Genomic DNA, 19,025 nt, shown 5'->3' with positions numbered 1-19,025 from the left:
AAGTTTAACTAAAAAACTTACTAATCAAGCATTATTCAGAATAATTTTCAACTACAAAATCTCCCCAATTAGCTATAGATTGTATTAACGGAATTAAAGTTTTTCCAAAGTCTGTCAAATTGTATTCTACTTTTAAAGGTGGTTTTGAAGTGTAAACAGTTCTATTTATTAAACCATCTTCTTCTAAAGCTTTTAATTGTAAACTTAATGTCCTTTCTGTTACGGTTGGCATACTCTTTCTTAATTCATTATATCTTAATTTTTTATCTATAAGATGATAAAGTATAACGGTCTTCCATTTGCCGCCAATTATTCCCATAGTTAAACTTGCACAACAAGGATATTCATTACCTCTAAATTTTAGCATCTTAGGTTTTACATTTGCCATCATTTATAGTTTAAATTAATCGTACAAATTTACTAACTATGATTAAAAATGAAACTATAAATATTATAGTATTTTATAATTTTATTAAGCTTTATTAAAAGCTAAAATCCATAACTTTAAATAAAATTTATAACCTATGGAATGGATTTACGATATTAAAGACCCTATTTGGCAAACTGTTGTAGGCAGTTTAATTATTTTTGTAATTATCATAATAGTTACAAGAATAATTGGTTTAAGGTCTTTTGCTAAATTTACTGCTTACGATTTTGCATTTACTGTTGCTATAGGAAGTATAATATCTTCTACTTTAACATCTAGTACTAGTATTACTCATGGTGCTGTTGCTATTACAAGTCTTTTGGTATTAACCCTTATTTCTTCATATTTACAGAAAAAAATACCAAAATTTAGTGCTTTAATTTCAAACAAACCTATATTACTAATGGATGGTAATACCATACTTTATAATAACTTAAAATATAGTAGAATTGAAAAATCACAACTAATAGCTAAACTTAGAGAAGCTAACGTTTTGGATTTTAACCAAGTAGAAGCAGTTGTTTTAGAATCTACTGGAGATATTTCTGTATTACATAAAACTAAAGACGGTATAGAACTTAATAAACAACTATTAGATGGTGTTAGAAAGACACCTTAATTAATTGCTAACTTTTCATACAAAAAAAGCAGTCTTTATCAGACTGCTTTTTAATTGCTATTAATCAATTTTAGGACTAGATGCTTTTACCTAACCAAGCATTCATCATCCAAACCGTTTTTTCTTGTTGAGATATAAAATCACTCATCATTGCAGCTGTACCTTCATCTTCTGCGTCTCCTGCTGCGTGTAGGATAGTTCTTTCTATTTGTAGTAATTCTGTTAAAGAATTAACTATTAATTCTACTGCGTTTTCATCTTTAGATATATTCTTACCTACCGGTACTTTTGCAACACTAGAATAATCTTCAAATGTATGTAAAGGAGTTTCCCCTAGTGTTAAAACACGTTCTGCAATTTCATCTACTTTAGCATTAGCATCTGTGTATAACTCCTCAAACTTCACATGTAAATCAAAAAAGTTTTTCCCTTTAATGTTCCAGTGTATTCCTCTTAAATTTTGATAATATATTTGAAAATTAGCCAATAAATTATTTAATTGATCAGCTAAATCTTTAGTTTTTGATGGATCTAATCCAAGACTATTTAGTTTCATATTTTATAAGTTTTAATTTCTATTACAAAATTACTTCAAATTAAACACCTCTAATTATAAATATTATTGATAGATTTTATATTTTTATAGCCTTAAACTATTAATAATGACGATTACTCAATTATCATATGTTTTGGCTGTAGCCGAACACCAAAATTTTACAAAAGCAGCTCAAAAATGCTTCGTAACCCAACCTACTTTAAGTATGCAAATTCAAAAATTAGAGGACGAACTTGACGTCTTAATTTTTGATCGAAGCAAAAAACCAATAGAGCTTACCGAAGTTGGTAAAAAATTAGTAACTCAAGCCAGAAATATTGTTAACGAATCTAATAGAATACAAGATATTGTAGACCAAGAAAAAGGATTTGTTGGTGGCGAATTTAAGCTTGGTATTATCCCAACTGTAATGCCTACTCTTTTGCCTATGTTTTTAACAAATTTTGTAAAGAAATATCCAAAAGTAAAACTTAAAATTGAAGAGCTTACTACAGAAGAAATTATTACACGTATTAATGATGGACATCTAGATGCTGCTATTGCTGCAACACCTTTAGAACAAGAAAGCATCAAAGAGCGTGTTTTATATTTTGAACCTTTTGTTGCTTACGTACCGCAAAACCATAGATTACATAACAATAAAAAACTAGAAACATCAGATCTTGATATAAATGATATGCTTTTGTTAGAAGATGGACATTGTTTTAGAGATGGTGTTATTAATTTATGTAAAGTATTTAAAAACCATAATGACGACAAGTTTCAGTTAGAAAGTGGTAGTATAGAAACTTTAATCAAATTATCTAATGAAGGTTTAGGCATGACATTACTACCTTATCTTCACACTTTAGATTTACCAGAAAAATCTAAGCAAAATTTAAGGTTTTTTAATGAGCCTAGTCCAGCAAGAGAAGTTAGCTTAATCTATCATAAAAGCGAACTTAAAATGCAAATTATTGAAGCCTTACAAGATGTAATATCTGGTATTGTAAGAGGTGCAATTGCTTTTCAAAATGTTCAAATTATAAGTCCTTTAAGTAAATAAAAAAAGCGACCTAACGGTCGCTTTTTTTTTTATAATGCAAAATTTAAATAGACCGATAATCGGTGTTTTGAAGTTACATTACCGCCAAATAAATCTTGGCTAACTGGTAATGTAAAACTAGTTCCTAAAATATACTTTTTAAAAGCAACTTCTGCTCCTATAGAAGAGTTTAATATGTATCCATCAGTATCATTTAAAGTTTCTCCGTATTGAGTAATTTTATCAAAATGATCTCCTGAAACACCTATAAATGGCATTATATTAGTTTTTAATGTTTTAAAAACTGTATAAAGATTTGCAGAGTAACTTATTTGGTTACCAAATTGATAATCGTTTTTATTTTCTCCTTTTAGGTAATAACTAAATAAGGTATTTACTCCTATTTTATTTCCACCGTAATTATACCCTAAAGAAAAAATACCATCTAAGCTACCTGTTCCTACTTGAAAACCAGGATTAATATTATCGGTTAGGCGTTGTTCAAATTCACCTGTTGGTAATTTAGCTCCTAAACCTACTTGTATACTATGACCTGAAGGTTGTTTTTGATTGTTAAAGTTAATGGTACTTTTATCCTCTTTTTTATAAAAAATAAACTTATACCAGCCTATAACACTAGCATCTCCTATTCCGTTTATACTTTCTTCAATATTATTAAAATCTCTACTTAAATGCTGGTAAGGTAAATTAGCACTGATATAAAAATTCTCATTTATAGGAATTTGAGCCCATAACTGAATAGTATTAAACCTTTCTTTACTAAATGGAGAGTTTTGAAATATTCCATTTTTAGACTCAAAATTTTGATAAATATATCTTACACCTACAAAATTAGAATTACTTAAGGTACCAAAACCAAAACTACCACTACTAGTTGCACAACCACATAAATCACACAGTACTTTAAAAAACTCATCATGCTTACATGGGTTAGTGCTATTTGCTATACTAACATTAATATTTAGACCTATAAAAAATAGGATTATATATAATTTAAAATTCTGAAAAACGCTCATCTTCTAAAAATTGATTATCTGTTAGTGTATTTAAAAAAGCTATTAAGCTTTCTTTTTCGTAATCGCTTAGTGTAATACCAAACGTACCATCTGCTCTAAGCAAGCTACTGTCTACATTACCATTATCTACCATTCCAGAATCGTAAAAATCTAACACTACTTGTAGAGTATTAAACCTACCGTCATGCATATATGGATAACTAACCGCAACGTTACGTAAACTTGGTACTTTAAACTTATATAAATCGTCAGGGTTTTCTAAAACATTATAGCGTCCTTTATCGTTTAACTGAGGATTAATTGGTAAACCTGTATTTCTAAAACTTTGATCAGAAAATAAATCTGTTGCATGACAGCTTGCGCATTTATTTTGAAATGTATTTAAGCCATCTAACTCTATATCTGTTAGAGTTACATTATCTTCGTTTCTTACATATTTATCATATTTTGAATTGCTAGAAATCATCATAATCATAAATTGAGATAATGCTTTAAGCATATTCTCTGTATTTACTTCTCCTCCATTAAATGCTATATCAAATTGCTCTTGATAATATGGATCTTCTTTTAATTTGTTTATTACATTATTTAAAGATTCACCCATTTCTAATTCACTAGTAATAGGAATTATTGGTTGAAAATCTAAATGTGCTGCTGCTCCGTCCCACATAAACGAATTTTGAAATGCTAAATTTTGAATGGGTTGTGCATTTCTAAAGCCTATGCCACCATTAACACCATGACTTAAATTGTGTCCATGATGCGTAAACGCGAATGCTTGCTCATGACAAAAAGCACAAGGAATAGAGTTGTTTGATGATAATCTACCATCATAGAACAGTTTTTTTCCAAGCTCAAAACCAGCATCTGTTACAGGATTATTTTCTAAATCATATTCTAAATCCGGGAAATTATCCGGTACCTCTACTATTAGAGGTACCGGAACATATTTTCCATTATCTTCAGAATTAGAACAGGATAAGCATAACAATAATGTAAGTAAACTGTAAATTAATATTTTCATTTTACTTATTAATTACGTTATTATTCGTTGTGCACGTGATGTACAGTAAACATAGACTGAATATTAGATGCTATAACAGGTGTTGTATTTTCATCTGTATGTACTTGATTATATCCATCTGCTATATTTATTCCATCAAATATTTTAAGAATATCTGCTTTAATATGTACTTGAGGCGTTTTATCTTCTCTAACTAAAACCGTGTTAGGCAATGATAAAGTTACTTCTCTATAATTATCTAAAGATGTACCAACGCTTCCCATATGAATATTTAAGGCATCGTCTGTAATTGTACTTGTAGAGTATGTACCATCTAATCTAATAAATCTGTAACCTGTTGCCCAGCTCCACATCATACCTTCATCAGATGCATAATCTAAAAAGTCGCCTTGTCCATTTGCGCCTAAAGCAAAACGATCTTGATCTATACCTACACCAAAAGTAACAGACACATAATTTGCTGCATCTACATTATTTAAATTGACATAAATTTCACCAGCATTATTACCATCTGCTTCATTTACAATAAATGCATTATCTTCTAATGGATACATAAAATCGTTACCATTAGTATCTGTTAACCTAACGTTACTAATAATGTATTTTAAGGTAGATATTTTAAAAGATTCTCCGTTTGACTTATTATAAGATGTGCCAAAAATAAAGTCTTGATCTCCAACTCCGTTATCAAATTTTAATACAATATCTCCTGTTTGTCCTGTTAAATCTTCTGTTGTGTTATCATCGTCTGAAGAGCACGATAAAATTGTTGCGCATAGAGATAGCGCAAATAAATATTTTAAAAATTTCATTTGTGTTTTATTTAATTGTTAATTACTAATTAGTTGTATTGTATGTAATTATTAAACAATTGGAGGTTTAAAAACACTATTTTTTACATCTAGGTGATATAAAGGATTTGAAAAGAAATCTTTTCTTAATTCTATTGTTTTAAATGTATTAAAATCTAATTGAGACGTGTTATGAAAAAAAACGGGAATAAATGTTTCTGCTAACACTTTAATATTATCTTTTGAAGTATCATCTCTTGATGTTTGTAATTGCTTTGCTAAATGACACTTACCATTACAAGATAATTGAGGTTTGTCTGTATTTACACAATAGGTTTCTATAATATAATCTATATTAAGAGCGTAATAAGAGTAATTAATTACACTAAAAACAGGTCTTATTATAAAGGTTAGGATTATAAAGTATGTGTAAAATAATTTCAAGTGAAAAATTAATTTTTATGCAAAAGTAATAGAAATTTAAAATTTGTAATAAAAAAAGCGACTTAAAAGTCGCTTTTCTTTATTTAAGGATTAAGATAAATTAAACATTGTGTTAGTTTAGGGTTTTGCTTTACTAAAGAGTCTATAAATAATTTAAGCTCTTCTATTTCGTAAGGTAATAATCGCTCTAAAGCTTTTTGTACCTCTTTGCAAAACAACGTGGTGTCAAAACTAACTTTTTGAAGTACAGTTTTGGTGTACTCAAACATTGCTCTTGCCATAATTAATTTTAAGTTTTAGTTAATTAAAGGTAGTTTTATAAATAGGCAAACGGTTTAAAATTTCAGATTAAATGTAACAAAAAAATTGTTTCAAAATTTAAAACCAACGAATTTTAACAGTTAAAAAGACGTTAAAAAAAGTTTTTTAAAACCTATTATCGCCACCAATAATATCTCCTAAACCACCTAAAATACTACCTTCGCCTTTATCTTTCCCTCCGCGTGGTAAACTTGCTAAAACACGACCTGCCAACCTACTAAAAGGTAAAGATTGTATATAAACTACACCTGGTCCTTTTAAGGTTGCAAAAAACAAACCTTCACCGCCAAAAATGGTGTTTTTTATACCACCAACAAACTCTATATCATAATCTACGTCTTGTGTAAAACCGACTATACATCCAGTATCTACTCTTAATGTTTCTCCTGGTTGTAATACTTTTCTAGCTAAAGTTCCGCCAGCATGTACAAACGCCATACCGTCGCCTTCTAACTTTTGCATAATAAAACCTTCGCCACCAAAAAGTCCACGTCCTAAACGCTTAGAAAACTCAATACCAACACTTACACCTTTTGCTGCACATAAAAAAGCATCTTTTTGACATATAAATTTGCCACGATACTCCATTAAATCAATAGGCACTATTTTACCTGGATATGGTGAAGCAAAACTAACGTTACGTTTACCTTGTAATACATTGTAAAATGCCGTCATAAATAAACTTTCTCCAGTAAGTAAGCGTTTTCCGGCACCAAATACTTTACCTAAAAAACCTTTATCCTTTTGTGATCCATCTCCAAAAATGGTTTCCATTTTTATTCCTTCATCCATCATCATGAAGCTGCCTGCTTCTGCTATAACACCTTCGTTTGGGTCTAGTTCTATTTCTACATACTGCATTTCTTCTCCGTAAATTCGGTAGTCTATTTCATGTGAATTCATAGTTTTTTGATTTAATGATTAACAGCTATTGGTTGTAAGATTTGTAAAAATGTTACAATGTTATTTTGACTTTAATTTAATAGACCATTCAAAATCAAAAGTAGAAACCACTACTCCATCTTGATTTACACCTTGAGATTGCATCCAAACGGTTTGACCTTCGCCAGTTTTTATAGTTTGTGCTATAGCCTGATCTATTTTGTTGCCATCATTACACGTAAAAGTTATTTTTCCTGTTGCTTTTTTAGTAAAAACTGCTTTGTTAGTAGTCACTAACATTGATATTTTTTGACCACTTTCTTGAATTTTTGCAATTACCAATGCGCCTGTAGAAAACTCTGCAGCCATACCTTGTACTGCCCAAAACATTGATTTGAAAGGGTTTTGATTAATCCATTTATGTTTTACTGTTACCTCACAACTTTGATCAGAAATTGACTTTGTTCTTACACCACAAATATAGGCAGATGGCAGTTTAAACATTGTATAAGTATTTAGTTTGCTTGGTGTTAACTTCATAATATTATTTTTGGGTTTTTGGCTAAATTATTGAAAATAATCCACAACTCAACATGTTAATGAAATGTTAAATTTTAGTACTTTGTATTGCATAATACCTTCTTTTAGATATATATTTGCATAAGAAACTATTATATACTTTTAAAATCATGCTTACTAATCACCAAAAAAATCTAGCAACTATAATACATTTATCGACATTTAGTCGCTTTATTATTCCGTTTGGAAATTTTATTGGACCAATTGTTTTATGGTTGACTAATAAAGAAAAATCTGATTTTATTGATACACATGGTAAACAGGCTATTAATTTTCAGATTAGTATTTTACTATACACCATGATTTTAGGATTATTATTTGTACCGTTTTTCTTGTTTAATGTTTTTAGTCATTTAGATTTTTTTGAAATTAACACCTTTGACGGTTTACATATTAGTTTAAATGAACCTTCGCCTCTATTTATATTAGGTGGTAGTTTAGGGTTTGTAGCAGTAATTGGATTTATTCTAGAAATCATTTTTATAATAAACGCTAGTATAAAAGCTAAGGATGGCGAATTTTATCAATATCCGTTTAGCATTAATTTTATTAAATAAAACATGAAACAGTTTTTAAAAATCAAGATAGCAAGTTAGCCTGCGTTAGGGATTGAGCAATTGTTGGAGCACATCTTTGATTGCGACTTGCGAAAGCCCGACCCAATTGGGTAACGCTATAAAATAAGAATTATCAATTTCATCAAAAATAATCATCAAAAAATGAACAGTTTAACAATAAATCTCATAAAAATATGAAGATAGAAAATACAAAAGCACAAATGCGAAAAGGTGTGTTAGAATACTGCATACTGTCTGTCTTAAAGGATGAAGACGCTTACGTTGCAGAAATTTTAGACACTTTAAAAGACGCTAAGTTGTTAGTAGTTGAAGGGACAATTTACCCATTATTAACACGACTAAAAAACGCTGGCTTACTAAGCTACCGTTGGGAAGAGTCTACTTCTGGTCCGCCACGTAAATACTACGGACTAACAGAAACTGGACATATCTTTTTAAAAGAATTAACCCAAACTTGGGACGAATTACAAAATGCAGTTAACATAGTAACACAAATTAAATCAACTAAAAAATGAATAAAACAGTCAACATAAATTTAGCAGGTATATTCTTTCATATAGATGAAGATGCATACTTAAAATTACAGCGCTATCTTGAGGCTATAAAACGTTCATTTACAGACTCTCAAGGTCGTGAAGAAATTATATCGGATATTGAGGCTAGGATTTCGGAATTATTTACAGAACGTATGAAAACCGAAAGACAAGTTATTGGTAACAAAGAAGTTGAAGAGGTTATTGCCATTATGGGACAACCTGAAGATTATCTTGTTGATGACGAGATTTTTGAAGACGAACCTTCTAGCAAAACTAAAAATACTTACAGAGCTAGCAGTAGTAAAAAACTATACAGAGATACAGACAACTCTTACATTGGTGGTGTGTCTGCTGGTTTAGCCCATTACTTTGGTATTGATGCTATTTGGATACGTTTAATCTGGATTTTACTTGTGTTTGGTGCTGGTACTGGTGTATTCTTGTACATTTTACTATGGATTTTAGTACCAGAAGCTAAAACAACTGCAGAAAAACTTACCATGACTGGTGAAGCTGTAAATATTAGTAACATTGAAAAAAAAATTCGTGACGGATTTGATAGCGTAAGCGAAAATGTTAAAAACATAGATTTTCAAAAACATGCAGATAAGCTAAAAGAGGGTTTTGAGCATGCGTCGGATAACATTAGTGACTCTGTAAAACGCATACCTACAAATAAAATTAAAGACAATAGTAAATCTTTTTTTGACGGTTTAGGTAATCTTATTAAAGGTGTTTTTAAAATCTTTGCAAAAATCATAGGACTATTTATTGTCTTAGCAACCATAGCTGGTACAATTGCATTAACCGTTGGATTAATTATAGGTTCTTTTTTTGATAGTAATATCCATTTTTTAGACAACGACTTAATGGAGCTTTCAACAACTAGCGGAATGTCTTTTGAGGTACTATCTATTCTAATCTTTATTGTATCAGTTATTCCGCTTATATTTTTATTCTACTTAGGTTTAAAAATATTGATTTCTAACTTAAAACCATTAAGCAACATTGCTAAGTTTACATTACTAGGTTTATGGCTTTTATCTTTAATAGGATTAATTACTATATCAATTAATCAAGGTCTAAGTTACAGCGAAAAAGCGCCAGTAATTATCAATGAAAAAATTGAAAACATTAAAAGCACAGACACTTTAGTTTTAACAATGAAAGGAAACGATAATTTTGCTGGAGATTATTATAGACGTTATCATAATTTTAGAACTGGTTTTGATGAAAACGGAGAAAAGGTAACTTTTTCTCAAGATATTAGAGTAAATATTAAATCTACTAGTGATAGTGTTGCAAAAATCAAAGTGTTTAAATCTTCTAGAGGTAGGACTTTTGAAAGTGCTAAAGAACGCGCAAAAACTATTGATTATAACTATAATATTAATGGTAATAAATTAGAATTAGATAATTATTTTCTAATTCCAAATACCGAAGCTAAACGTGATCAAAAAGTAGAAGTTACTGTTTACTTACCCGAAGGAAGCGTAATTTACAACAATCCTAATACAGAAAGTTTTATAAGCTACAGTAGTTTTGATGGCTATTTAAGAGAAAATACTGGCCATTATTTTAAGATAGAACAAAACAATGCAACTTGTTTAGATTGTCCTGAAGACCAAGATGAAGATGAAGATGAAAACGAATTAAAAATTAACGTAGACTTAGATGGAGAAACCTCTAAAATTAAATTTAATGAAGATGGTTTTGAAGCCAAAGGTGAAAACTTAAAAATCAAAATAAACGATACTGTTTTTGATGCAAGTACCAAAAACGTAAAAGTTATTATAGATGATGAAGAAGGTATAAACATCACAAATAATAAAAAAGAATAACCATCAATCAATCAATCAATCAATCAAAAAACATCAATTATGGTCGCATTAATCGAATATATAATTAACACCATTATAGATATTTTAGTCTAAAACAACCATTATTAACCACTAAAAGTAGCTACCATCTCAAACAAAATAAAGTTTGGGGTGGTTTTTGTTTATATTTGTTCATAACAATATAATTTATAAAATGAATAAAACCTTACTTCTAATGTTATGCGCACTAATATCTACAATATCTATTGCGCAAGATAAAGTAAAGGGTAGCAGAGTATTATCTACCAACACAACAGACATTAACCCTTTTAACAGACTATTACTAACCGAAGATTTTGAGGTAAAACTTGTAGAAGCCGAAACTGCTGCAGTAAAAATTGTAATTGACGAGAACCTGCATGATTACATAAAAATCATCGATAAAGACAGCACACTTACCTTAAAAACTACAGCAAAATTAAGATTTAAAAAACAAGAAATTACCGTATTTTATACAGATGTTTTAAATACTATTGAATTGAAGGAAGATGCAGAAATATTCTCTGAAAACAGTCTAAAATTTACAGATTTAACTTTAGTTACCTCAGATAACTCTAAAGCTTTTTTAACTGTTGAATGTACAATGATTAAACATATAAATGAAGGTAAAGCACGAAACAAATTAAACATTACTGCAGATAATGTTACTTTAGAGTTAAACGGTGACAGTAAAATTGAAGCATTAATTAATGCCTCAAAAATTGAAGCAGATTTATTAGAAAGTGCAGATGCACAAATAGAAGGAGACGCTAAAGACTTAGACTTAAACGTTGATAATTCTTCTGAATTTAACGGAGAAAAACTTAGCATTAAAGACATAAACATTACAACTCTTAATCGTGCAGAAGCTAAGGTAAATGCATCTAGCGACCTCAACATAAATGCTTCTGGCACTTCTGAAATTGAAATTTATGGTAGTCCAAAAATCAATATAGAATCTTTTGAGGATAACGCCATTTTGAAGAAAAAATAAATAACTATACTGAATAAAAAAACCGAAGCTGATTGGCTTCGGTTTTTTTTATTTAAAAAGTATTTCTTTTAATAGTTTGTAGCTGTATTAACCTCAAAAGAAGCATCTTTAGCTGCTAGGTAACGCTCTGCATCTAATGCTGCCATACATCCAGTACCTGCAGCTGTTATAGCTTGTCTGTATACATGATCTGCTGCATCTCCACTTACAAAAACACCTTCTATATTAGTTTTTGATGTACCTGGTTTTGCATTTATGATATAACCTGTTTCATCTAAGTCTAAATAATCTTTAAAGATATCTGTATTAGGTTTATGCCCAATTGCTACAAAAAATCCTGTTGCAGGTATTTCTTGCTTTTCTTTAGTTTGATTATTAAATACTCTTACTCCAGTTACAACTTGTCCATCTCCTAAAACCTCATCAGTCTCTGTGTTGTATAAAATTTCTATATTTTCTGTATTTTTTACACGTTCTGCCATGATTTTAGATGCTCTAAACTCATCACGTCTTACTAACATGGTTACTTTTTTACAAAGTTTAGAAAGGTAATGTGCTTCTTCACAAGCACTGTCTCCTGCTCCTACAATTACAACTTCTTGGTTACGATAGAAAAATCCATCACAAACTGCACATGCAGAAACACCGCCACCAAGTTTTAGATATTTCTGTTCAGATTCTAAACCTAAATATTTTGCACTTGCTCCAGTAGAAATTATTATAGTATCGCTATGTATTTCGGTTTCATCATTTACCCAAACTTTATGTACATCTCCAGAAAAATCTACTTTAGTAATCCATCCATTTCTAATATCTGTTCCAAAACGTTCTGCTTGTGCTTGTAGCTGTAACATCATTTCTGGACCTGTAATACCTTCTGGATAACCTGGGAAGTTTTCTACATCATTAGTAGTTGTTAATTGTCCTCCTGGTTGGTTCCCTTGGTATAAAACAGGATTCATATTTGCTCTAGCTGCATAAATTGCTGCTGTATAACCAGCAGGACCAGAACCTATTATTAAGCACTTAACTTTTTCTATATTATCTGACATATTTAATTTCATTTTTATTGTATAACAAAAGTAGTTTTTTTAATAAAAACCTTACGTAGAAGTTATTAAAAGTTATTATCTACAAATAAAGATTGTTTATGTTTTGTTGTTTTTTACATTAATTTAAGAGCCTTTTACGCTAATTATTACTAACTTACGGTGATATGAAAAATAAAAACCAAATGGGAGTGATAGCTACTAACAAAAACCAAAACATTTTAATTTACAGTTCAGAAAACAGTATTGGCAAGCAAGCCTTAGCTTATTTAGAAGATAGTAAAAATAAAGTCTTTACTATTGATGTAACAAAAACAAAGGTTTCTGGTACACAATGGTTAGAAATATTTCAGAATCTAAAATTACATCCTAAAGATTTTGTTAATAAAGAGCATCCTGATTTTACAAAAAAATATGATAAGGATACTAAGTTGTCTAAACAAGATTGGATTAAAGTTGTACAGAATAGTCCTGTTGTAATGACTAATCCGGTTTTAATTGTAAAAGATAATTTTTATAAAATAGAAACACCTTCTGATATTAGAAAATATTTAGATAACAGCTCTGAAGAAATTGACGAAAAAAAACACATATGATATGTATTTTGTTATCATAAAAAAAGGTCTGAAAATATTCAGACCTTTTTCTTTTTCTATTTGATTATTATCTTAAATCTTCTAACGATTTGATATTTGATAATCCGTTAGTGATTGTTGTTTTCTGCTTTTCTAAGATGTTTTTTGTTGACATTGGTAGTGAAGTTTCGTTTATTACTTCCTCATACTCTTCTACAGCAGATTTTTCGCCTCTAATTGCTTCTTCTAACATAGATTCTTCATTATCTGAAGAAAACACTTTTTTTACATCCATCCAAGCTCTATGTGCATCTCCAATTAAACTTCCGCCTTTATCTACTTCTTGATTAAAAGATTTAATTTCTCCTTTTAATTCATGTCCAAACTCATAACGCTCTTGTGCTTTTTGATTAAAATAATTTTTTAAAGCGCTATTTTGTACATTTTCTGCAGCTTTTTTAAATCCTTTTTCTGCATCATATGTTTTTTCTAATAAGTTGTTTAGTTTACTTCCTACTTGTTCTGTGTAAGTTGCCATAATTTTTGATTTTTTAGTTGTTAGTTTTCTGTGATCTCTTTGTATAAAGAACCAATGAATAAAGCAACAAATAGAAAGAAACATAGTTTTGCTATAAAAGCTAAATTTCCTGCTATGTTACCAAACCCTAAGATGGCTGCAATAAATGCTAAAAATATAAAGAGAACGGTCCAACGTAACATGTTATACTTGTGATTAATTAAAAGACTTGACTTTCAAATCTTATTATAAAGATAAGGGTTACATCAGCCACAAACAGCCTGTTTAACAATGGTTTAATCTAAGTTTAACGCCAGTTAACAATATAAAATCTATTTTAAGATGGCTTTAAGATTAAAGTTGTTTTTATTAAGATTATAGTTGTGTAGTGTATGACTTTAAAAGTTCTTTTAAAGCTTTTTCTGAAGAAGTGAAATATTCTGTTTCAAGTGATTGTTTTTTTGCTTTATTAAAAAACTGTTCTATACTTCCATCTTCATAACTACTAATTATTGCTGGATGTATATAATATTTTTTGCAAACATTTCTTGTGTTTCCTAATTCTTTAGCAGCGACGTCTATTGCTTTAAGAATATTTTTTTTGTTTTGGTTTTTATCATTTTCTGTCCCTAATTCTAACAACGATTCAAAAAATATTATAGATGCTGCCCATGTCCTAAAATCTTTTGCAGTAAAGATGGTACCGCTTATTTCTTTTAGGTATTGGTTTAATAATGTGCTATCTATTTTTTGCTTGTTTCCTTCTTGATCGTAATACTGAAATAATTCCCAACCAGGAATTTCTTCACATTTATTAACAAGTCTAATTAACTTTTTATTTCTAATTGAAACTTTGTGCTCTTTTCCTTTTTTACCTACAAACTCAAACTGAATTTTATCTTTATAAGTATTAACGTGTCTTGATCTTAATGTGGTTAGTCCGTATGTTTTATTCTTTTTCGCATATTGACTGTTACCTATTCTTATGTGTGTTTCTTCCATTAATTTTACAACTAATGCTAAAACCTTAGATTTTGTCCATTGTTTTTGATCTAAATCTTGGTCTACTTTTTTTCTAATATTGGGTAGATGGTTTGCAAACAAAACCATTTTGTAGTATTTGGTTTGGTTTCGTATTTCTTTCCATTTTTTATGGTATTTATACTGTTTTCTTTGTTTTGCATCTCTGCCTACTGCCTGAAGATGTGTGTTTGAAAGTGAAGAAATTTTAACTTGTTGCCATGCTGGTGGAATGACCAAACCTTCTATTCTTTTAAGTTGTGTTTGATCTGTCAAATTTTTCCCTTTATATTTAAATATGAAGGTTTTATTTTCTTTTAATCTTTGAATATTTAGATGTGAAGGATTGGTATAAACCAAATCAAATTCTTCTATAACCTTTTCTGGCTGTAAAAGAATTTGATTGTAAAGTTCTTTATTTATTGATGTGCTTTTCACCTATAAATTTTCTGTCATGTAACTTCTATATTTTTTAGCTAAGTCTTCTTTTTGCGTTTGACTGAAAACTTTCCCAGCTAATTGAAAAAACGAATGTTCTTCATCTTCTAGATGATGTTCTACTTTTTCTTTTAAATCTTTAGCATATTTTAACCAAGCAGAAGAGTCATAGTCTGTGTCTTCTAGCTTTTCTATAAGTTCATCAATTTCATGATGTTCTGCAATACCATGTCTGGCTTTATCTTGCATCATATCATCACTTATCAATGGTTTATAAAAATGTCTTTCTTCTGCATCTGCATGTACTTCTAGTTCTTTTTTCAATTTCTTAAAAATTGTATCACGCTTATCTGTATCTCCTGTGGTTTGTACAAGTTGATCAAGTAATTCTCTTTGCGTATCGTGGTCTTTTCTAATAGATTCAAAAATATTCATATTAATAGCGGTTTATTTTATAATTTTTTTAATTAACATCATTATTCCTACTTTGGATGCCATTTTAAAACCTGTTTGTATCCAAGTGTAAGGCTGTAAAGTATCTTTAAAGTCGTTTTTAACAACCTTAAGTTCTTCCCAAGCAATTTGCTTTTCTAATTGTAATCTATGCAAGTCCCTTTTTATATCTTCTTGTGTTTTATATTGTGTTTTCATTAGTCAAAAAAGGTTTTTGAAAGTGATGCAATGACTTTGTTATTTATCTTACTTCTAAACATATAAAACAATACAGAAATAAGTATAAATATTGCACCAACTATTAGATAACCTAATGATACGCTACCTAAAGCTTTACCTATACCGATTGCTGCAGATATTGCTAAAAACAAAAGTCCTACTAAGATAAAAGCACCAACTACTACAGCTTTTACCAACAAGCTTACAGAAGATGTAAGTTGTTGGAAAATTTTAAGTCTGTAGTACTCGTGAGATTTTTTTAAAAACTCTTCACCTTTATCTACTGCTTGACTTGAGGTTTGGTTGATTTGTTCGAATACAGACATTTTATTTCTGTAATTTTTTATTTCTTTCTTTTAAATCTTTAAGCTTCTTTTCTAAAGTAGAAATAACATCATCTGCTTTGTAACTAGCGTCAGAAACTACACTTTCTAATTGTGCATCTAAAGTTGCTTTTTTTGTTGTTAATGTATTAGCTACTTGATCTTTTAAATCCATTGCACTAGTGGCAAGATTTTCTTTAGTAGCAATTGCTTCGTCTCTTAATTTTTTTCTTGTATTACTTCCTTTATCTGGTGCAAATAAGATTCCTAAAGTTGCTCCAATTGCTCCTCCTAATAATAATCCTAATGCTGAATTTGTGTTGTTGCTCATAATAATTTTTTTTGATTGTTAATATTAATTTGAAGTGAAACGTATCATTAACGCCTCATCTCAAAATTAACAAGTATTTATTGAAATATTCTTAATAAAAATTTAAATAAATTGATAAAAGTTTGTTAAAACACATTTAATTAAAACTATTTTTACGAATAATCCATAATTTTAACACAAATAAAATTTACTATGAAAAATTCAATTATAACATCAAATCCTTACAATCAAAAAGAACTTAAAACTTACAACTACCATACAGATAATGAGATAAAAATTATTCTTGATAATGCGCAAAACGCTTTTGAAGACTGGAAAACAGAAGAAATAAAAGAGCGTACAAACCTTTTACAAAACTTAGCAAACACATTAGAAGATAAAAAAGAAATTTATGCAAAACTAATGACTGAAGAAATGGGAAAACCAATTTCTCAAAGCATTGCAGAAATAGAAAAATGTGTTTGGCTATGCGATTTTTATATTACTAATGCAGAAGATTTTCTTGCAGACAGTATTATTGAAACAGACGCAAAAGAAAGTTTTATTAGTTATGATCCTTTAGGCGTTGTGCTAGCTGTAATGCCTTGGAATTACCCATTTTGGCAAGTAATGCGTTTTGCTGTACCTTCACTTACAGCTGGTAATGTTGGCTTGCTTAAACATGCTTCTAATGTAACTAGTACAGCATTAGCAATTCAAGATTTATTTGAAGAAGCTGGTTATCCAAAAGGTTGTTTTCAAACGCTGTTAGTAAACCACGATCAAATTGAAGATATTATTGAAAACGATATTGTTAAAGCAGTTACACTAACAGGAAGCGAACCTGCAGGAAAAAGCATAGCTGCTGTAGCAGGAAAAAATCTTAAAAAAACTGTTTTAGAATTAGGAGGAAATAATGCTTGTGTGGTTTTTGACGATGCTAATTTAGATAAACACATAGATACTATGGTAAAGGCTAGAATGCAAAATACTGGTCAAAGCTGTATTGCTGCTAAACGATTTATTGTATCTGAAAAAATTTATGATCAGTTTATAAGTCGTTTTAAAGATGAAGTTTCTAAGCTAAACTCTGGTAATCCTGAAGATTCAGACACTTTTATTGGTGTTATGGCTAGAGAAGATTTAGCCGAAGAGTTAGAACAACAAGTTAATAAATCTATAGATTTGGGTGCAAAAATAATTTTAGGCAATAAAAGAAATAAAGCTTATTATGAACCTACCATTATTACCGATGTGACTGAAGATATGCCTGTTTTTAAAGAAGAAACCTTTGGTCCTGTTGCTGCTGTAATCAAAGCAAAAGATAACGAAGATGCAATTAAGTTAGCCGCAAACTCAAGATTTGGTTTAGGTACTATGATTTTTACTGAAAACACAGATAATATTTATAATTACATAGGAGATATACCAGATGGAGCATTATTTATTAACGATATGGTAAAATCTGATCCTAGATTACCATTTGGTGGTACAAAAGCTTCTGGATATGGAAGAGAGTTATCTAAAGAAGGAATTTTAGAGTTTGTCAACAAAAAAACTGTTTATATTAAAAAGTAAAGCGACTACTTAAAACTGTTATACTACATTTGTAGCTTTTTATCCATTTTCAAAATTTTGAAATCCTGTGGAATATTTAATAGTTATAAAGCTTTTAGTTGCAATATGTTTTGTTGTAGGTTTATCGTATTTAGCAGAAAATGTTAGTCCTAAAATTGCAGGAATTTTATCAGGTTATCCAACAGGATCTGCCATTACATTATTCTTTTTTGGATTAGAAGAATCACCCGAATTTGCTGCCGAAAGTGCCATCTTTAATATGGTAGGTCTTACAGCAGCTCTTACCTTTGTATATGTTTATTACAAAGCGTCATTATACTTTAAAACGTATAATATCCTTTGGTCTTCGGTTAGTGCTATTGCTGCATATTTATTAGTTGTTTGGATATTATCGTTTTTACAGCTAAACACTTACGTAGCTATTACAATTCCTGTAATATTCGCTTTACTTTACATTAGACTATTCAAGCAAATCGAAAATATTACCATTAGCCAAAAAGTAAAATTAAATTATCGTATTCTTTTTTTACGAGCTATTTGTGCGGCTTTAATAATTTTAACCATAACCAATGCACCAAAATATTTTGCATCTAACTGGTCAGGATTATTCTCAGCGTTTCCCACTACGCTTTTTCCGTTAATGCTTATTATTCATTTTACATATTCAAAAAAACACGTACATACCATTATAAAAAATGTACCTATTGGTATGTTTTCATTAATAATTTATTCGTTAACGGTATCTATAGTTTATCCAAAATTTGGTATATATTATGGTACATTAATAGGTTTTTTTACAGCAACGTTATATCTATTAGCATACAAAAAGGTTACTTCTATATTACAAAAAACCAAAATCATAAAGTAAG

Annotated in this window: 26 protein-coding genes; 9 read left to right on the top strand and 17 right to left on the bottom strand. The window is 29.5% G+C overall.

Translation table 11 applies throughout. The annotated features are described in order from the left end of the window. Positions 1-31 precede the first annotated feature (31 nt). Positions 32-388 (bottom strand): winged helix-turn-helix transcriptional regulator, encoded by a 357-nt coding sequence (locus ACEQT4_RS10280; protein ID WP_370227485.1) that lies wholly within the window; start codon positions 386-388, stop codon positions 32-34. Between the two features lie 136 nt (positions 389-524). On the opposite strand from ACEQT4_RS10280, the gene ACEQT4_RS10275 reads away from it, so the two are divergent. Further along, a complete protein-coding gene (locus ACEQT4_RS10275) occupies positions 525-1,049 on the top strand; it encodes a DUF421 domain-containing protein (protein WP_370227483.1) in 525 nt (174 codons plus the stop codon). A gap of 76 nt (positions 1,050-1,125) precedes the next feature. Here ACEQT4_RS10275 and ACEQT4_RS10270 read toward each other — a convergent pair whose 3' ends face one another. Next, on the bottom strand, positions 1,126-1,605 hold the full coding sequence (locus ACEQT4_RS10270) for a Dps family protein (protein ID WP_370227481.1): 480 nt from the start codon (positions 1,603-1,605) through the stop codon (positions 1,126-1,128). A gap of 106 nt (positions 1,606-1,711) precedes the next feature. On the opposite strand from ACEQT4_RS10270, the gene ACEQT4_RS10265 reads away from it, so the two are divergent. Beyond that, positions 1,712-2,650, top strand: coding sequence for a LysR substrate-binding domain-containing protein (locus tag ACEQT4_RS10265; RefSeq protein WP_027880600.1), 939 nt, complete (start codon positions 1,712-1,714; stop codon positions 2,648-2,650). A gap of 29 nt (positions 2,651-2,679) precedes the next feature. Here ACEQT4_RS10265 and ACEQT4_RS10260 read toward each other — a convergent pair whose 3' ends face one another. The 7 genes from ACEQT4_RS10260 to ACEQT4_RS10230 all read right to left on the bottom strand — a co-directional run bounded on the left by ACEQT4_RS10260 (position 2,680) and on the right by ACEQT4_RS10230 (position 7,668). Further along, positions 2,680-3,666: a hypothetical protein gene (locus ACEQT4_RS10260; protein WP_370227478.1), complete on the bottom strand. Its 987-nt coding sequence runs from the start codon at positions 3,664-3,666 to the stop codon at positions 2,680-2,682. Further along, positions 3,644-4,690, bottom strand: coding sequence for a cytochrome-c peroxidase (locus tag ACEQT4_RS10255; protein WP_370227476.1), 1,047 nt, complete (start codon positions 4,688-4,690; stop codon positions 3,644-3,646). Before ACEQT4_RS10255 ends, ACEQT4_RS10260 begins: the two co-directional genes overlap by 23 nt. 20 nt (positions 4,691-4,710) lie before the next feature. Beyond that, positions 4,711-5,502 carry an MbnP family protein gene (locus tag ACEQT4_RS10250; protein ID WP_370227474.1) on the bottom strand — a complete coding sequence of 264 codons (792 nt, stop codon included), beginning with the start codon at positions 5,500-5,502 and terminating at the stop codon, positions 4,711-4,713. Between the two features lie 51 nt (positions 5,503-5,553). Continuing rightward, entirely contained in the window at positions 5,554-5,925 is a 372-nt protein-coding gene (locus tag ACEQT4_RS10245) for a hypothetical protein (protein WP_370227472.1), read from the bottom strand. 83 nt (positions 5,926-6,008) lie between these two features. Then, complete coding sequence (locus tag ACEQT4_RS10240; RefSeq protein ID WP_027880601.1) at positions 6,009-6,206, bottom strand: hypothetical protein; 198 nt, start codon at positions 6,204-6,206, stop codon at positions 6,009-6,011. Positions 6,207-6,351: 145 nt separating this feature from the next. Beyond that, entirely contained in the window at positions 6,352-7,149 is a 798-nt protein-coding gene (locus tag ACEQT4_RS10235; protein ID WP_370227470.1) for a TIGR00266 family protein, read from the bottom strand. 60 nt (positions 7,150-7,209) lie between these two features. After that, on the bottom strand, positions 7,210-7,668 hold the full coding sequence (locus ACEQT4_RS10230) for a DUF4442 domain-containing protein (protein WP_336069892.1): 459 nt from the start codon (positions 7,666-7,668) through the stop codon (positions 7,210-7,212). A 149-nt stretch (positions 7,669-7,817) separates the two neighbouring features. Between ACEQT4_RS10230 and ACEQT4_RS10225 the strand changes: the two genes are divergently transcribed. From ACEQT4_RS10225 to ACEQT4_RS10210, 4 genes are all read left to right on the top strand, one after another. Continuing rightward, positions 7,818-8,264 (top strand): DUF4870 domain-containing protein, encoded by a 447-nt coding sequence (locus ACEQT4_RS10225; protein ID WP_027880604.1) that lies wholly within the window; start codon positions 7,818-7,820, stop codon positions 8,262-8,264. Between the two features lie 194 nt (positions 8,265-8,458). Continuing rightward, positions 8,459-8,800 (top strand): PadR family transcriptional regulator, encoded by a 342-nt coding sequence (locus ACEQT4_RS10220; protein WP_027880605.1) that lies wholly within the window; start codon positions 8,459-8,461, stop codon positions 8,798-8,800. Next, positions 8,797-10,662: a PspC domain-containing protein gene (locus ACEQT4_RS10215; protein ID WP_370227466.1), complete on the top strand. Its 1,866-nt coding sequence runs from the start codon at positions 8,797-8,799 to the stop codon at positions 10,660-10,662. The genes ACEQT4_RS10220 and ACEQT4_RS10215 overlap by 4 nt, the downstream gene beginning before the upstream one ends. Before the next feature lie 193 nt (positions 10,663-10,855). Continuing rightward, entirely contained in the window at positions 10,856-11,674 is an 819-nt protein-coding gene (locus ACEQT4_RS10210) for a GIN domain-containing protein (protein WP_370227464.1), read from the top strand. Positions 11,675-11,742: 68 nt separating this feature from the next. Here ACEQT4_RS10210 and trxB read toward each other — a convergent pair whose 3' ends face one another. Beyond that, a complete protein-coding gene (trxB, locus tag ACEQT4_RS10205) occupies positions 11,743-12,726 on the bottom strand; it encodes a thioredoxin-disulfide reductase (protein WP_027880608.1) in 984 nt (327 codons plus the stop codon). 164 nt (positions 12,727-12,890) lie between these two features. Here trxB and ACEQT4_RS10200 point away from each other — a divergent pair, with 164 nt between their 5' ends. Continuing rightward, the gene (locus ACEQT4_RS10200) at positions 12,891-13,319 is read left to right on the top strand and encodes an arsenate reductase family protein (protein WP_240471269.1); all 429 of its coding nucleotides are present in this window, start codon (positions 12,891-12,893) and stop codon (positions 13,317-13,319) included. 67 nt (positions 13,320-13,386) lie between these two features. Here ACEQT4_RS10200 and ACEQT4_RS10195 read toward each other — a convergent pair whose 3' ends face one another. The 7 genes from ACEQT4_RS10195 to ACEQT4_RS10165 all read right to left on the bottom strand — a co-directional run bounded on the left by ACEQT4_RS10195 (position 13,387) and on the right by ACEQT4_RS10165 (position 16,599). Continuing rightward, complete coding sequence (locus ACEQT4_RS10195) at positions 13,387-13,836, bottom strand: PA2169 family four-helix-bundle protein (protein WP_027880610.1); 450 nt, start codon at positions 13,834-13,836, stop codon at positions 13,387-13,389. Positions 13,837-13,856: 20 nt separating this feature from the next. Continuing rightward, positions 13,857-14,018, bottom strand: a complete 162-nt coding sequence (locus ACEQT4_RS10190; RefSeq protein WP_081653208.1) for a DUF1328 domain-containing protein — start codon at positions 14,016-14,018, stop codon at positions 13,857-13,859. A 172-nt stretch (positions 14,019-14,190) separates the two neighbouring features. Beyond that, on the bottom strand, positions 14,191-15,273 hold the full coding sequence (locus ACEQT4_RS10185) for a DNA topoisomerase IB (RefSeq protein ID WP_370227460.1): 1,083 nt from the start codon (positions 15,271-15,273) through the stop codon (positions 14,191-14,193). After that, on the bottom strand, positions 15,274-15,708 hold the full coding sequence (locus ACEQT4_RS10180) for a hemerythrin domain-containing protein (RefSeq protein WP_370227458.1): 435 nt from the start codon (positions 15,706-15,708) through the stop codon (positions 15,274-15,276). A 12-nt stretch (positions 15,709-15,720) separates the two neighbouring features. Next, positions 15,721-15,924 carry a hypothetical protein gene (locus tag ACEQT4_RS10175; protein ID WP_370227456.1) on the bottom strand — a complete coding sequence of 68 codons (204 nt, stop codon included), beginning with the start codon at positions 15,922-15,924 and terminating at the stop codon, positions 15,721-15,723. Continuing rightward, the gene (locus ACEQT4_RS10170; RefSeq protein WP_027880614.1) at positions 15,924-16,271 is read right to left on the bottom strand and encodes a phage holin family protein; all 348 of its coding nucleotides are present in this window, start codon (positions 16,269-16,271) and stop codon (positions 15,924-15,926) included. The genes ACEQT4_RS10175 and ACEQT4_RS10170 overlap by 1 nt, the downstream gene beginning before the upstream one ends. 1 nt (position 16,272) lies before the next feature. Next, positions 16,273-16,599, bottom strand: a complete 327-nt coding sequence (locus ACEQT4_RS10165; RefSeq protein WP_027880615.1) for a YtxH domain-containing protein — start codon at positions 16,597-16,599, stop codon at positions 16,273-16,275. Positions 16,600-16,791: 192 nt separating this feature from the next. Between ACEQT4_RS10165 and ACEQT4_RS10160 the strand changes: the two genes are divergently transcribed. After that, positions 16,792-18,156: an NAD-dependent succinate-semialdehyde dehydrogenase gene (locus ACEQT4_RS10160; RefSeq protein ID WP_370227453.1), complete on the top strand. Its 1,365-nt coding sequence runs from the start codon at positions 16,792-16,794 to the stop codon at positions 18,154-18,156. A gap of 67 nt (positions 18,157-18,223) precedes the next feature. Then, the gene (locus tag ACEQT4_RS10155) at positions 18,224-19,024 is read left to right on the top strand and encodes a hypothetical protein (RefSeq protein WP_370227451.1); all 801 of its coding nucleotides are present in this window, start codon (positions 18,224-18,226) and stop codon (positions 19,022-19,024) included. Position 19,025 lies beyond the last annotated feature (1 nt).

The sequence above is a fragment of the Mesoflavibacter sp. genome, assembly GCF_964226795.1.
GTDB classification, from domain to species: Bacteria; Bacteroidota; Bacteroidia; order Flavobacteriales; family Flavobacteriaceae; genus Mesoflavibacter; species Mesoflavibacter zeaxanthinifaciens.
This window is presented reverse-complemented; position numbering and strand designations above follow the sequence as displayed.

What these genes read in the sequence shown, in the direction of transcription:
- ACEQT4_RS10280 (WP_370227485.1), bottom strand. Translation starts at nt 388, where the DNA reads ATGGCAAATGTAAAACCTAAGATGCTAAAATTTAGAGGTAATGAATAT.
- ACEQT4_RS10275 (WP_370227483.1), top strand. Translation starts at nt 525, where the DNA reads ATGGAATGGATTTACGATATTAAAGACCCTATTTGGCAAACTGTTGTA.
- ACEQT4_RS10270 (WP_370227481.1), bottom strand. Translation starts at nt 1,605, where the DNA reads ATGAAACTAAATAGTCTTGGATTAGATCCATCAAAAACTAAAGATTTA.
- ACEQT4_RS10265 (WP_027880600.1), top strand. Translation starts at nt 1,712, where the DNA reads ATGACGATTACTCAATTATCATATGTTTTGGCTGTAGCCGAACACCAA.
- ACEQT4_RS10260 (WP_370227478.1), bottom strand. Translation starts at nt 3,666, where the DNA reads ATGAGCGTTTTTCAGAATTTTAAATTATATATAATCCTATTTTTTATA.
- ACEQT4_RS10255 (WP_370227476.1), bottom strand. Translation starts at nt 4,690, where the DNA reads ATGAAAATATTAATTTACAGTTTACTTACATTATTGTTATGCTTATCC.
- ACEQT4_RS10250 (WP_370227474.1), bottom strand. Translation starts at nt 5,502, where the DNA reads ATGAAATTTTTAAAATATTTATTTGCGCTATCTCTATGCGCAACAATT.
- ACEQT4_RS10240 (WP_027880601.1), bottom strand. Translation starts at nt 6,206, where the DNA reads ATGGCAAGAGCAATGTTTGAGTACACCAAAACTGTACTTCAAAAAGTT.
- ACEQT4_RS10235 (WP_370227470.1), bottom strand. Translation starts at nt 7,149, where the DNA reads ATGAATTCACATGAAATAGACTACCGAATTTACGGAGAAGAAATGCAG.
- ACEQT4_RS10230 (WP_336069892.1), bottom strand. Translation starts at nt 7,668, where the DNA reads ATGAAGTTAACACCAAGCAAACTAAATACTTATACAATGTTTAAACTG.
- ACEQT4_RS10225 (WP_027880604.1), top strand. Translation starts at nt 7,818, where the DNA reads ATGCTTACTAATCACCAAAAAAATCTAGCAACTATAATACATTTATCG.
- ACEQT4_RS10220 (WP_027880605.1), top strand. Translation starts at nt 8,459, where the DNA reads ATGAAGATAGAAAATACAAAAGCACAAATGCGAAAAGGTGTGTTAGAA.
- ACEQT4_RS10215 (WP_370227466.1), top strand. Translation starts at nt 8,797, where the DNA reads ATGAATAAAACAGTCAACATAAATTTAGCAGGTATATTCTTTCATATA.
- ACEQT4_RS10210 (WP_370227464.1), top strand. Translation starts at nt 10,856, where the DNA reads ATGAATAAAACCTTACTTCTAATGTTATGCGCACTAATATCTACAATA.
- trxB (WP_027880608.1), bottom strand. Translation starts at nt 12,726, where the DNA reads ATGTCAGATAATATAGAAAAAGTTAAGTGCTTAATAATAGGTTCTGGT.
- ACEQT4_RS10200 (WP_240471269.1), top strand. Translation starts at nt 12,891, where the DNA reads ATGAAAAATAAAAACCAAATGGGAGTGATAGCTACTAACAAAAACCAA.
- ACEQT4_RS10195 (WP_027880610.1), bottom strand. Translation starts at nt 13,836, where the DNA reads ATGGCAACTTACACAGAACAAGTAGGAAGTAAACTAAACAACTTATTA.
- ACEQT4_RS10190 (WP_081653208.1), bottom strand. Translation starts at nt 14,018, where the DNA reads ATGTTACGTTGGACCGTTCTCTTTATATTTTTAGCATTTATTGCAGCC.
- ACEQT4_RS10180 (WP_370227458.1), bottom strand. Translation starts at nt 15,708, where the DNA reads ATGAATATTTTTGAATCTATTAGAAAAGACCACGATACGCAAAGAGAA.
- ACEQT4_RS10175 (WP_370227456.1), bottom strand. Translation starts at nt 15,924, where the DNA reads ATGAAAACACAATATAAAACACAAGAAGATATAAAAAGGGACTTGCAT.
- ACEQT4_RS10170 (WP_027880614.1), bottom strand. Translation starts at nt 16,271, where the DNA reads ATGTCTGTATTCGAACAAATCAACCAAACCTCAAGTCAAGCAGTAGAT.
- ACEQT4_RS10165 (WP_027880615.1), bottom strand. Translation starts at nt 16,599, where the DNA reads ATGAGCAACAACACAAATTCAGCATTAGGATTATTATTAGGAGGAGCA.
- ACEQT4_RS10160 (WP_370227453.1), top strand. Translation starts at nt 16,792, where the DNA reads ATGAAAAATTCAATTATAACATCAAATCCTTACAATCAAAAAGAACTT.